Source organism: Blautia wexlerae DSM 19850, assembly GCF_025148125.1.
Taxonomy (GTDB): Bacteria; Bacillota; Clostridia; order Lachnospirales; family Lachnospiraceae; genus Blautia_A; species Blautia_A wexlerae.
The window spans coordinates 2,004,368-2,017,518 of record NZ_CP102267.1 but is presented as its reverse complement, the minus strand read 5'-3'; the positions used below and the strand labels follow the sequence as shown (position 1 = coordinate 2,017,518).

The window sequence follows — 13,151 nt, the reverse complement described above, 5'->3', positions numbered from 1 at the left end:
TCACTAATACTTAGTTTTTGTTAACTATTAGATAACGCTAATTGTTAGAAAGACCTAACACGATGTCAAGAAAATTATTCTACGACAATCATTTCGGCATCTGCTTTACGTAAGGATAATTCATATCCTCTTACAGTTACTTCAACAGGATCTCCCAGAGGTGCAACTTTTCTTACATAAATATCCACGCCTTTAGTGATTCCCATGTCCATGATTCTTCTCTTTACCGGACCTTCACCGGTAAGTTTCTGAACCCGGACTGTCTCTCCAACACGTACTTCCTTTAATGTCTTCAAGCCTATTTCCCTTCTTTCCCTAGAATTTTAATGCTTTTCTCACAGGAAGAATTATGGTTCAGACCATAATCTTACTTGCCATATCTTTTCCAATGGCAACCCTGGATTCTTTAACATTTACGATCAGGCTTCCGTTAATCTCAGAAACAACTGTGACAACTCCTCCTACTACGAAGCCGAGCTCCTCAAGATGTCTCTTCACTTCTTCTTTGCCTCCGATCCTTTTGATTGTAAAAGGTTCACCTGCATTTACCATTGATAACGGCATTTCTTCATCCCTTCCTTTGCATTTAATTAATGATAAACATTATCTTTATCATGTGGTTAGTGTATTCTAATTTTGGTTAGATGTCAATAACTTTATTGAAATTTTTAATGATAAAGTTTTTCAGTTTAAAACATTAATATTTTTTTTCATTAATTTATCACTATATTATGCAATATATACAAGAAAAGTATTTATCAGCAACGTGCTTCGAGAATACCGTTGAGTGCATTTCCACTGCTGGTATGGCAGCGCACAATATCTGTAGAAGCGCCAACCTCGTCCAGTGCGCATTTTACCATCTTGTGGGATACGGTATTTGTAAAAAGTACCAGAAGATCCGGACATCCTATCTTTTTTCCGAAGTCGGCTTCCATCTGTGTGAAGACTTTGCATTTACATTTATAAGATTTACAGATTTTTTTGTACTGCCCTACCATTCTGTCATGTCCGCCTACGATTACAATACTCATGTATTATCCTCCTTTTGTTCTTTTAGATATATTAATGTGGGGATTGGAAAGTATTTATCCCTTGCCTGATAATCGGGCATTGATAATACTTTGGGTATGGTTAACTTTCTCTAACTGTAAGTTAGTATAAACTAACATAGGTTGCTTGTCAATATCTTCATGAAAATTTTGCGAAATTCATCCAAATTGTGAAGCAATTATTTATAAAAAAGAATCCTGCTTGCAGGATTAGCAGGATTAATTTCCTGTAATATAATAAAACTGCCATACAGTAATCTAACTGTACAGCAGTCTTTATGTATTTGTTAATATCTGTTATTTTTCGGGATTGGAATCATCATTCCGGCAATGCCACATGATCCAGTATTCCGGTAAGATGTGCAATGGTTATCCCGTAATTGGTCACAGGTACCTGTTGCTTCTTTGCCCTGTCGATGCGGTACATCACATATTTCCGGTTAAACATACATGCTCCGCACTGGATGATCAGATCATATCCGGTAAGGTCATCCGGAAAATCGGTTCCGCTTACCAGCTCTACCTGCAGGTTTTCTCCAAATCGTTTTTTCAGCATCCGGGGAATTTTCACTCTGCCAATATCTTCTTTCAGAGGTGCATGTGTGCAGCATTCGGCAATCAGTACATGAGAAGTTTCTTTCAGACTGTCAATTGCTTTTGCTCCCTCTATGTAGTAAGAAAGATCTCCCTTGTATGCCGCAAACAGTACAGAAAAGGAAGTAAGCATGCTCTCTTTTGGTTTGTTCTCATAGATGTATGGGAACACCTGAGAATCTGTGATGATCAGCTTCGGTGGTCTGGAAAGAGTCTGCAATGCAGCCGGATACCGGTCAGTAGTTACACTCATTATGAGACATCTTTTATCCAGCAGTTCTCGTAGAGTCTGTACCTGGGGCAGGATCAGCCGTCCCTTTGGTGCCTGGATATCCTGTGGCATTACAAGGAGTACCAGATCATCTTTGGAAACCAGATTCCCGGTGATCATTCTGTTACCGTAGCCTTCCGGGATTTTTTCTGCCAGAAGTTCTTTTAATTTCCGGATTCCCTCTCCCGTTTCAGAACTGACAGGACAGACCGTTTCTCCTGTATTTTTCTGAATCATCTGAATCAGATATTCTTTTTGTTCCTGTGTATATAGATCAGCTTTACCAAGCACCGGAATTACCGGTGTCTGCCGTTTCTTAAAATAGTTATACCATTTTAATTCCTGTACCATTTCATCCTCACAGAAAAGGATGATCGCCAGTTCAGTTTTCTGTGCAGCCAGACTGGTTTTTTCTATTCGTAATGCACCCAGTTCTCCTTCATCATCAAATCCTGCCGTATCGATGAGGATACAGGGACCAAGAGGATAGATTTCCATTGGTTTATATACAGGATCTGTGGTAGTTCCGGCAACATCCGCAACAATCGATACTTTCTGTCCGGAAAAAGTATTGATAAATGAGGATTTTCCACTGTTGGTTTTGCCAAAGATTCCTATATGCAGACGGTTTCCGGAAGGTGTTTCGTTCAATGTCACTGCCATATTAATCCCTTCTTTCAGGTGTTGTATTGATCGTTAAAAGTGCAGAGAATGTCAGAATCGGAAATCTCTCTGTCCGTTTACAATATCTGCAAGATGTTCCTCTGTGAGTTTCCTTATCTTTTCGCCCGGGATATTTTCCAGTTCTTTTTGAACCAGCTCCAGTCCGACTTTTTTCGTCTCAGGGCTTGCATAATCCTGGAGATATTCCATCAATGTCATCAGCGCATTGGGATGGCAGCAGTTGGAAATCTGTTTACTTTTGCACAAAGACATAAAACGGTCACCTGTTCTTCCTGCTCTGTAACAGGCAGTACAGAAGCTCGGGATATCTCCCATACCCATCAGCCAGTTTACGATTTCATCCAGAGATCTCTGGTCACTGACGTCAAATTGTGCAGATGTCACTTCATCTTCTGTTTCAGGAACGTCATACCCGCCAACGCTTGTCCTGGAGGCACCGCTGATCTGAGAAACTCCCAGAGGAAGTACTTTTTCACGAACTGCTTTACTTTCTCTTGTGGAAATGATCATTCCCGTATATGGCACAGCAATCCGGATCAGTGCACAGATTTTGGCAAAAATTTCATCACTGATACTGTTATCAAAAGCAGAAGGATCAATATCATCCGCATGTTTGATACGAGGCACACTGATAGTATGAGGACCTACTCCATGAACTGCCTCAAGATGTTCCGCATGCATCAGAAGCCCGGCAAACTCATACCTGTAAAGTTCAAGACCAAATAATACACCCAGTCCTACATCATCAATGCCGCCTTCCATTGCGCGGTCCATTGCTTCTGTATGATAGGCATAATTATGTTTCGGACCTGTTGGATGAAGTGTTTCGTAACTTTCTTTATGATAAGTCTCCTGAAAAAGAATGTAGGTACCGATTCCTGCATCTTTTAATTTCCTGTAATTTTCCACAGTTGTGGCCGCAATATTTACATTGACACGTCGGATGGCACCGTTCTTATGTTTAATGCTGTAGATTGTCTGGATGCATTCCAGAATGTACTCAATGGGATTATTAATCGGATCCTCTCCGGCTTCAATAGCAAGACGTTTATGTCCCATATCCTGAAGAGCAGTTACTTCTTTTACAATTTCTTCCTGAGTAAGTTTTTTGCGGGCAATATGCTGATTTTTCTTATGATACGGACAGTACACACAGCCGTTTACGCAATAGTTGGAAAGATACAGAGGGGCAAACAGAACGATTCTGTTTCCGTAGAATTCTTTCTTGATCTCCGCTGCCAGATCATACATCTCCTGAAGCTTCTCAGGAATGGGACAGGCAAGAAGGACAGAAGCTTCTCTGTGGGTAAGTCCTTTACATTCTTTTGCCTTCGCAAGGATCTGGTCGATCAGCTCCATATTTTCTTTGTTTGCATCTGCATATGCAAGGGTTTCTCTGATCTCTTCGTCGGAAATAAATTCCTCTGCTTTTAATGATTTTGGATTATACATAGATTTGTTTCCTTTCTTTTCGGTCAGGGGCTTCCTTATCTGCCGCTTTCCGATTAGTTTTTTTTCTATATTCAGTTTTATGTTCCGCTTATTGCGGGTGCTTAAGTTATTCAGGAGTGAACTGCAGTCATGCTTTATAATCGCCTCTGTCTGTCACTACTTCATAACCAATGCTCTTCATACGTGCTGCCATACAGGCTTTGCATTCAGCAGCTTCATCACCTGTACAGATCTTATTATCATAAAGGGTATACTTATCCCGGACATTGACCGGTGATAAGTTTGGCATTACTACATTGGCCCCTGCCAAAATTCCCTTCTCTCTGCCCTTGGGATCTATGGTTCCAAGGGCTGTTGTTGCCGGAAGAAGCGCATGTGGGTGGATCAGGCGGATAATTGACAATAATCGCAGAGTCTGCTCCAGCGTTCCGGGTGATTCTTTAGCAAACGGGGTGTCTTTGTGAGGAATAAACGGTCCGATTCCTATCATTTCAGGCTTTAATTCCTTAATAAATAAAAGATCGCTGTAAAGTGTATCTGCAGTTTGTCCCGGAGATCCTACCATGAATCCACATCCGGTTTGATATCCTATTTTCTTCAGGGTTTTCAGACAGTTTTTTCTGAAAACCAGGGACATCTGTTCCGGGTGAAGTTTTCTGTAATGTTCTTCATCTGCTGTCTCATGACGCAAGAGATATCTGTCAGCACCTGCATCAAAATACGCCTGATAGCTTTCTTCACTCTTTTCTCCGATAGAAAGAGTCACTGCACAGTCAGGGTATATTTCTTTAATCGTGCGGACAATCTGACAAATATGTTCATCTGTGAAATGCGGATCTTCTCCGCCCTGCAGAACAAAAGTCCGAAAACCAAGATTCCATCCTGTTTCACAGCAGGACAGAATCTGTTCCAAAGAAAGCCGGTATCTGTCTGCATCCGTATTTGAACAGCGTATACCACAATAATAACAATTGTTCTTGCAGTAATTTGTAAATTCGATCAGACCGCGGACATAAATTTTATTTTCATAAATTGCTTTTGCGGTCTGTTGTGCTCTTCTTCGTAGTTCTTCCGTTACCAGTGGATTCTGTGTATGTAAAATCATTTCCAGTTCTTCTCTGGTAATATTCTGTGTCTCCTGAATGTGTTCAGGTATCTGCAACTCTGCTGATGCCATATATTTTCATTTCCTCTAAGCTTTCGAATAGACTGTTTTTGCTGAAACCCCTGCCAGCCGGCCAATTTTTCCAGTCAGTGCATTGATTATATCCAGAGGTGCATCTATTGCCACACTGATAATGCTTATCCCTCTCTGCCTGTAAGGAATCCCCATTCTGCCGATGATATAAATGCCATATTCATGAAGAATCCTGTTCAGACATTCTACAGAATCTGAATTCTCTACTATAATACTGATCACTGCAATTCTGCTTTCCATAGAAACACCTCTCATATAATTAATCAACTTATCTGCACATCAGAATTTACAAAAGTTAACAACTCTCTGAATCTGGTGACTGATCGGATAGGAATCATAACCATAAACCCCTTTCATCCAGCCGGCATACTGTGCTTCCGGATCATAATAAAGACCATTGATCTTTACCCAGCAATGACGGGTAAATCCATCTGCCGCTCCATCTCTGCTTCCCGGTACCCGGCCACAGATCATATACGGTGTATATCCTATTTCTCTTGCAAGAGCAGCAAAAATACAGGAAAATCCATAACAGTTGCCATATCCTGTACGAAACATCCTCAATGCCTCACTGCGCGCCCAGCCACTCTGGTAAATGTTAGGATCCGGACCACCATAGTAAAATCCTCCGTAAACAACATATTTCCAACATGCATAAAGCTTCTGGCTCTGACTCATACCTGAATTTGTGATTGACGATACAATCTGCATCACACGCATTTTCAGCAGAGCATTATAATCTTTTCTTGCAGCACCGGAATTGGTAAAATAAAGCTGGCCGTTCTGTCTGGATTTCTTCTGATACAGCCTTCCTTTTGGATCCGCATAATACAGATTATTCTTATAGATAAAATATCCAATGCTGGCACGGCCGTGTTCTGTCCTTATATGATAAATATTGGATCCGGATTTTACAATTTTATTCTGTTTATTCTCAAATAAACGTCCTTTCTCATCAAAAACATAAACTACATTGTTGATACGCTGTCCTCCTCGCACAGCATTTCCATTTGCGCCAAAATAATACTTATAGCCATTATATCTCTTCCATTTGTTCTTAACCATTTTTCCCTTATAATAATAGTAAATCTTGTTTCCCTTTGTAACCAGTTCTCTTATGGGAACCGGAGATGACGTCGGGGATACCCCGGACTGCTCTGTAACAGGAATATCATTTTCCGCAGCCTGTACACCAAATACCGGCACTGCCAAAACAGCAACTGCCATTATGATATAAAGTAATTTTTTCAGTGTTTTCATAACCCTTTTTCTCCTTACATATTCTCGTGAATCCAGAAACAAAAAATATAACCATATACCATGATTACGATCCTGTCTCTTCCATTCCCTTCTTCACTTTAGTGTAACAAAAAATTTATCTGATTTCCACACTTTTGTGGCATTTTAGCAAAAAATACTGCTGTCCGAACTTTTATCAATGTTTTGAACAGCAGTATCTGCTATATCTCTGAATTATTATAATTTCTTACCTGTAAGCATTTCATAACCCTGAAGATATTTTCCGATTGTCTTATCTACAATATCCTGCGGAAGTGTCCAGTCATTGTCCGGATTTGCTTTCAGCCAGTCACGTGCAAACTGTTTGTCAAAGGATGGCTGACCATGTCCCGGTTCATATCCTTCAGCAGGCCAGAAACGGGAGCTGTCCGGTGTGAGCATCTCATCACCGATCACCATGTTTCCGTCTTTATCCAGGCCAAATTCAAATTTGGTATCTGCGATAATGATTCCCTTGCTTAATGCGTATTCTGCACATTTCTTATAAAGTGCAATTGTATTATCACGAAGTTTTGCAGCTAATTCCTCTCCTCTTCCCGGGAAATATTTCTCAAGGTGAGCGATACTCTGCTCATAGGAGATATTTTCGTCATGATCGCCAATCTCAGCCTTTGTGGACGGAGTATAGATCGGCTCAGGAAGCTTGTCAGATTCCTTCAGTCCTTCCGGTAATTCAATGCCGCAGACTTTACCTGTCTTCTTGTAGCTTTCCCAGCCGCTTCCTGTAATATATCCACGCACAATACACTCGATAGGCAGCATTTCAAGCTTACGGCACATCATGCTGTTTCCATCAAATTTCTCCTGCTGGAAAAATTCAGGCATATCTTTTACATCTACAGAAATCATGTGGTTCGGCAGAATGTCTTCTGTCATGTCAAACCAGAACTTGGACATCTGAGTCAGTACAGTTCCCTTCTTGGTTACCTGATTGTTCAGGATAACATCAAAGCAGCTGATGCGGTCTGTCGCAACCATGATCAGGCTGTCACCGTTGTCATAAATCTCACGTACTTTACCTTCTTTGATTGGTTTCATTTCCTGCATTTTTTCGCACCTCAATATTCGTTATGTAATTTGTAAAACTCCAAAATCATCGGCCTTTGCCGAAATTACTGTATTACCGTACCACTATCTCTGTAAGATTGTCAATACACTGAATTTTATTTAGCTTTGCTGATAAAATGTAAGCAACTGTTAATTCTCACTTCATATCCCGAAACGGCTTTATTCGTCCTTCGCCCATCCGTAAGAATATTTCACAGCCTTATTCCATCCTTTGATCTTTTGCTCTCTTGTTTCTTCAGTGATAGACGGGTAGAATTTCTGGTCAATGGACCAATTGTGGCGCACTTCTTCTTTACTGCTCCAGTAGCCTACTGCCAGACCTGCCAGATAAGCAGCCCCCATTGCAGTTGTCTCAACACAGCATGGACGGTTGACCGGTGCATTGATAATATCTGCCTGTGTCTGCATCAGGAAATTGTTGGCACTGGCTCCACCATCAACTTTTAATGCCGCCAGATTAATGCCTGAATCTGCTTTCATGGCATTTAGTACGTCATTTACCTGATAGGCAATAGATTCCAGCGTTGCGCGGATAATATGATATTTGTTCACACCGCGGGTAATTCCTACGATCGTACCTCTCGCATACTGATCCCAGTGGGGAGCTCCCAGTCCTGTAAAGGCCGGCACAACATAACATCCATGTGTATCTGATACTTTATTTGCCATATACTCGGAATCTTCAGAGGAATCAATTACCTTTAATTCATCTCGCAGCCACTGGATAGCTGCACCTGCAACAAAAATTGATCCTTCCAGTGCATAGGTTACCTTTCCGTCCAATCCCCACGCAATCGTAGTAACCAGTCCGTTCTTTGAAAAGACAGGTTTCTCTCCTGTATTCATCAGAAGAAAACATCCTGTGCCATAAGTATTTTTTGCTTCTCCGGCATTAAAGCAGGTCTGGCCAAACAAAGCAGCCTGCTGATCACCTGCTGCACCTGCAATAGGGATAGCACCGCCAAGGACTGCCGGATCTGCTTTTCCATAAATACAGCTGGATGGCATTGGTTTGGGAAGCATGGACTTTGGAATGTCAAGTTCATTCAAAATTTCCTGATCCCACTGTAAAGTATTGATATTAAAAAGCATGGTTCTGGATGCATTGGAATAATCTGTAACATGGACTCTGCCCTTTGTCAGTTTCCAGATCAGCCAGGTTTCCACAGTTCCAAACAAAAGCTGCCCTTTCTGCGCTTTCTCTCTGGCTCCTTCTACATTGTCCAGAATCCACTTTATTTTTGTTGCAGAGAAATAAGCATCGATCACAAGCCCTGTTTTCTCCCTGAATTTCTCAGTCAGTCCTCTGGCTTTCAGCGAGTCGCAGTATTCCGATGTTCTGCGGCACTGCCATACGATCGCATGATAGACAGGTACGCCGGTATTTTTATCCCATACGATTGCAGTTTCTCTCTGGTTTGTGATTCCGATCGCAGCGATCTTTGAAGCATCTGCTCCAATCTTGGTCATTGCCTCTACTGCCACACCCAGCATACTGGCCCATATCTCATCTGCATCATGTTCTACCCAGCCCGGTTTCGGGAAATACTGGGTAAATTCTCTCTGTGCAACACTTAAACGTTCTCCCTTTTCATTAAACAGGATACAGCGGTTGCTGGTCGTCCCGGCATCCAGTGCCATAATATATTTTCCCATAAAAGATTTCCTCCGTTCTCTTTCATTATTATAACCATACCACAAACATCTGAAGGTTGCTATTCTTTTTTATTCATGTTATGATGCAGACAAAACGAAACGTTACTGCTATTATAGAAAGATGGAGTACAATATTTTGAAGAAAAAAGAATTTATTTTTATAGGTGGTATTCTTATTCTTGCACTGGCGATGTGGGGAGGAATGTCTCTTATAAATAAGGGCAGTCATGGTTCCATCCGTATTACTGTAGACGGAAAAGAATATGGAACTTATTCTCTGGAAAAGGATCAGACGATTAAAATCAACGATACAAATGTCTGTGAGATCAAAAACGGTCAGGCACGTATGATCTCTGCACAATGCCCCGATCATCTGTGTATGAAACAGAAGGCAATCGACGAAAAAGGAGGCACCATCGTATGCCTCCCTAATAAAGTCGTTATTGAAGGGGAAAAAAGTACTGACAGTAAAAAAACTGACGAACCGGTAATTGATGCAGTAACCTGAGCTCTCCGTTGCCTGTAACTGAATAACTGTTTCACAGTTCGGCTAAAAGCAAAATTTAAAGGCATCATATTATACGGCAGCTATATGATGATACACACCAGCCCGCCCTTACTGTCATTGACAATTTTCTGCATGGTATCCTGAAGCTTTACCTGGCTTTCTTCGCTGATAGCTGCAATCTTGCTTCGGATGCCATCCTGCACCAGCTGCTCAATGGATTTGCCGAAAATATTAGTCTCCCAGATACTCTCCCCCCTCTGGCTGCCTTCGTCAATATACTGGATCAGATCTTTTGCCTGCTGTTCTGTTCCTACTATGGGAGCAATTTCAGTTTCTATATTTGCCTTTATCATATGGATAGACGGACTCTTTGATTTTATCTTTACTCCATATTTATTCCCCTGTCGGATCACTTCAGGCTGTGCGATCTCAATCTCATCCAGATTCGGGACAACCACACCATAACCGGTTCCACGCACTGCTTCCAGTGCAGTCTGCACTTTTACATATTCCTCTTTCATATGTACCAGTTCCTGCATTGTATGGATCAGTTCATATTCACTCTCCATTTCGATTCCACTCATCTGACTGAGCATCCTGTAATAATATTCTTCCTTTATGCGTATTCTTACCTTTACTGTTCCATCGGATAAGCCTACATCTTCCAGAAGGGAATCCTGTACATAAGGTCCGGATAATTTTACAGATTCCTTTGTGATATCACGTATATGCTGCATACTTTTCATTTTATCCCTGATCTGTGAAAGGATCTGCTGTTTTAACTCATGCTCCAGGGGAAGCATTTCTACCCAGCGCGGAATAAAAAACTGAATCTGACTGACAGGAAATTCATATAAAACCTTCTCCAGAATCCTGGCAATATCTTCTTTTCTCAATTGGTCACAGTTTACTGTCAGAGCAGTTACCTTATATTTCTGTTGGATTTCTTCCGCTGTTTTCAGAGCCGCATCTTTATATGGCATCTGCGAATTTACCAGCACAATAAATGGTTTCTGCTGTTTTTTCAGTTCCTGAATAGTCTTCTCTTCTGCCTCCGGAAAATTGTCTCTGGGAAGTTCACCGAAACTTCCGTCAGTTGTGACCACAATACCTATTGTGGAATGCTCCTGAATTACTTTCTGTGTTCCGATGCGTGCGGCCTCGCGAAATGGGATTGCCTGCTCAAACCAGGGAGTTTTTACCATTCGTTCTTTACCGTCCTCCGTCTGCCCGGATGCACCCTTTACCAGAAAACCCACACTGTCTATCAGGCGGATCTTTACCTGCTGATCTTCTCCGAGAGTGATGGGAACTGCTTCTTTGGGAATAAATTTTGTTTCTGCTGTGGTGATGATTTTGCCTGATCCGCTTAAAGGAAGCTGATCTCTGATCTCTGCCTGCTTTGTATCTGACATCTGCGGCAATGCAACAAGTTCCATGAATCTGCGGATAAATGTAGATTTTCCTGTGCGGACAGGTCCTACGACCCCTATGTATATATCTCCCCCTGTACGGGCCTGGATATCACGATACACCTGAAAATTTTCCATAAAAATAGCCCCCTTGCATATTTACACATAACCTTCATGTATTGTTATAAAATATGCAAGGAAGCTTTAAAATATTCTATTTATCATTTGGACATATTGTTACTGTCAGGTATCACAGATGTTTCTTAATAGGAATCATTGTGAAGCAGATGATGCTCTTTGCCTTTCAGAAGTCCGTTGTAAAGTTCCAGAACTAACGGGTTTTCATCGGATTTCTTAATGATAGTTGTATTATCTGCATTATACAGGCCCTTAGCTCTCAGAGCTTTGGTTCTGTCGCCGGATCTTGTCGGCTGTCCGCCACCCATGATACATCCGCGGCGGCATGCCATGATCTCGATCAGATGATATTCTTTCTCACCATTCTTAACCTGTTCCATAACGGTTCTTGCATTTGCAAGGCCGCTGGCAACACAGATATTAAGGTTCATTCCTTCATAAGGAACTGTAAATTCCTTGATTCCCTCATCTCCACGAACACCGCATTCTGCGATCTCATGCATGGTTTCTTTGCTGTGATCCGGAGTCAGACGGCGGAGAACTGCTTCTGTAACACCTCCTGTAACACCGAAGATAACACCACCACCGGAGCCGAAGCCAAACGGCATATCACAGGCTTCCGGTTCAAGAGTTGCAAAGTCAAGACCAAAGTTATCGATCATGCGGAGCAGCTCTGTAGTTGTAATAACGATATCTGTATCCTGTTCACCGTCTGTGAAGCTGTTCGGACGAACTGCTTCTGCCTTCTTGGCTGTACATGGCATAATAGAGATCATAACTGTTTTCTTGCCGCCGGCATGCTTCGGATCGCGGAAGTACTCTTTGATTACTGCGGAGAGCATTCCCTGTGGAGAACGGCAGGTAGAAAGATTCGGAATATAATCCTTGTACTGGTCTGTGATAAACTTCACCCATGCAGGACAGCAGGAAGTAAGAAGCGGAAGTTTCTCACCCTTCTTAATTCTGTCAAGGAACTCGGCACTCTCTTCCATAATAGTAAGGTCAGCACTGAATGAAGTATCATAAACTTCATCGAATCCCATTCTGTGGAGAGCATTGACAATCTTACCCATAACACTCTTGCCTTTGGTCAGTCCATAATGATCACCTACTGCGACACGTACTGCGGGAGCAATCTGAGCAACTACACGTATATTCGGATCAGCAAGTGCTTCCCATGCCTCGTTCATATGTGTCTTGATCGCAATAGCACCTGTTGGGCAATATACACGACACTGACCGCAGTTTACACATTCTGTCTCTGCGATTTTTTTGTTAAATGCAGGCATTACCATGGCCTCAGTTCCCCGGAATGCAAAGCCTAAAGCTCCGATTCCCTGAAGTTCTTCGCAGGCACGTACGCAGTCACCACACAGAATACATTTGTTTGGATCACGAACCAGAGAAGGAGAACTTGTATCCAACTCATGATATTCCCTGGTATTTTTGAAACGGATTGTCTGTACGCCCAACCTGTGTGCCAGTTCCTGAAGGACACACTCACCACTCTTGATACAGGTTGTACAGTCACGACAATGTGCTGCAAGCAATAATTCTACAATTAGTTTTCTGTATTTCTTGACTCTTCCGGAATTGGTATAGATCACCATTCCATCTCTTGGCTGTTCAGAACATGAGGCAAATGTTTTTCCCCTCTCGTCTTCAACTGTACATAAACGACAGGCACCAAAAGTGGATACCTCTGAGTGGTAGCACAGTGTCGGAATATTGATCCCTGCCTTGCGGATGACAGACAGGACATTTTTTTCATCGGTAAATTCTACCTTTCTACCGTCAATTATCATATGGCCCATAGTGT

General features: G+C 42.0%; 13 protein-coding genes. 1 reads left to right on the top strand and 12 read right to left on the bottom strand.

The window, feature by feature from the left end; genetic code table 11:
- Positions 1 to 74 precede the first annotated feature (74 nt).
- The 10 genes from NQ550_RS09385 to glpK form a co-directional block, all read right to left on the bottom strand.
- Positions 75 to 296, bottom strand: coding sequence for a FeoA family protein (locus NQ550_RS09385; RefSeq protein WP_025577007.1), 222 nt, complete (start codon positions 294 to 296; stop codon positions 75 to 77).
- Between the two features lie 58 nt (positions 297 to 354).
- Positions 355 to 564 carry a FeoA family protein gene (locus NQ550_RS09380; RefSeq protein ID WP_008703058.1) on the bottom strand — a complete coding sequence of 70 codons (210 nt, stop codon included), beginning with the start codon at positions 562 to 564 and terminating at the stop codon, positions 355 to 357.
- Positions 565 to 758: 194 nt separating this feature from the next.
- Positions 759 to 1,034, bottom strand: a complete 276-nt coding sequence (locus NQ550_RS09375; protein ID WP_008703057.1) for a DUF2325 domain-containing protein — start codon at positions 1,032 to 1,034, stop codon at positions 759 to 761.
- A gap of 337 nt (positions 1,035 to 1,371) precedes the next feature.
- A complete protein-coding gene (hydF, locus tag NQ550_RS09370; protein ID WP_044996076.1) occupies positions 1,372 to 2,580 on the bottom strand; it encodes a [FeFe] hydrogenase H-cluster maturation GTPase HydF in 1,209 nt (402 codons plus the stop codon).
- Positions 2,581 to 2,631: 51 nt separating this feature from the next.
- Positions 2,632 to 4,053 carry a [FeFe] hydrogenase H-cluster radical SAM maturase HydG gene (hydG, locus tag NQ550_RS09365; RefSeq protein WP_025577005.1) on the bottom strand — a complete coding sequence of 474 codons (1,422 nt, stop codon included), beginning with the start codon at positions 4,051 to 4,053 and terminating at the stop codon, positions 2,632 to 2,634.
- A 127-nt stretch (positions 4,054 to 4,180) separates the two neighbouring features.
- The gene (hydE, locus tag NQ550_RS09360; protein ID WP_025577004.1) at positions 4,181 to 5,230 is read right to left on the bottom strand and encodes a [FeFe] hydrogenase H-cluster radical SAM maturase HydE; all 1,050 of its coding nucleotides are present in this window, start codon (positions 5,228 to 5,230) and stop codon (positions 4,181 to 4,183) included.
- 15 nt (positions 5,231 to 5,245) lie between these two features.
- On the bottom strand, positions 5,246 to 5,491 hold the full coding sequence (locus tag NQ550_RS09355) for a TM1266 family iron-only hydrogenase system putative regulator (protein WP_020993889.1): 246 nt from the start codon (positions 5,489 to 5,491) through the stop codon (positions 5,246 to 5,248).
- Positions 5,492 to 5,530: 39 nt separating this feature from the next.
- Complete coding sequence (locus NQ550_RS09350; protein WP_025577003.1) at positions 5,531 to 6,511, bottom strand: transglutaminase domain-containing protein; 981 nt, start codon at positions 6,509 to 6,511, stop codon at positions 5,531 to 5,533.
- Between the two features lie 216 nt (positions 6,512 to 6,727).
- Positions 6,728 to 7,597: a phosphoribosylaminoimidazolesuccinocarboxamide synthase gene (locus NQ550_RS09345; protein ID WP_020993888.1), complete on the bottom strand. Its 870-nt coding sequence runs from the start codon at positions 7,595 to 7,597 to the stop codon at positions 6,728 to 6,730.
- Positions 7,598 to 7,777: 180 nt separating this feature from the next.
- Positions 7,778 to 9,274, bottom strand: coding sequence for a glycerol kinase GlpK (glpK, locus tag NQ550_RS09340; protein WP_025577002.1), 1,497 nt, complete (start codon positions 9,272 to 9,274; stop codon positions 7,778 to 7,780).
- A 121-nt stretch (positions 9,275 to 9,395) separates the two neighbouring features.
- Between glpK and NQ550_RS09335 the strand changes: the two genes are divergently transcribed.
- Positions 9,396 to 9,782, top strand: a complete 387-nt coding sequence (locus NQ550_RS09335) for a NusG domain II-containing protein (RefSeq protein ID WP_044996074.1) — start codon at positions 9,396 to 9,398, stop codon at positions 9,780 to 9,782.
- An 80-nt stretch (positions 9,783 to 9,862) separates the two neighbouring features.
- Here NQ550_RS09335 and spoIVA read toward each other — a convergent pair whose 3' ends face one another.
- Both spoIVA and NQ550_RS09325 read right to left on the bottom strand, forming a co-directional pair.
- On the bottom strand, positions 9,863 to 11,332 hold the full coding sequence (gene spoIVA / locus NQ550_RS09330; protein WP_025577000.1) for a stage IV sporulation protein A: 1,470 nt from the start codon (positions 11,330 to 11,332) through the stop codon (positions 9,863 to 9,865).
- Positions 11,333 to 11,457: 125 nt separating this feature from the next.
- Positions 11,458 to 13,146, bottom strand: coding sequence for a [FeFe] hydrogenase, group A (locus NQ550_RS09325; RefSeq protein ID WP_025576999.1), 1,689 nt, complete (start codon positions 13,144 to 13,146; stop codon positions 11,458 to 11,460).
- Between the last annotated feature and the right edge of the window lie 5 nt (positions 13,147 to 13,151).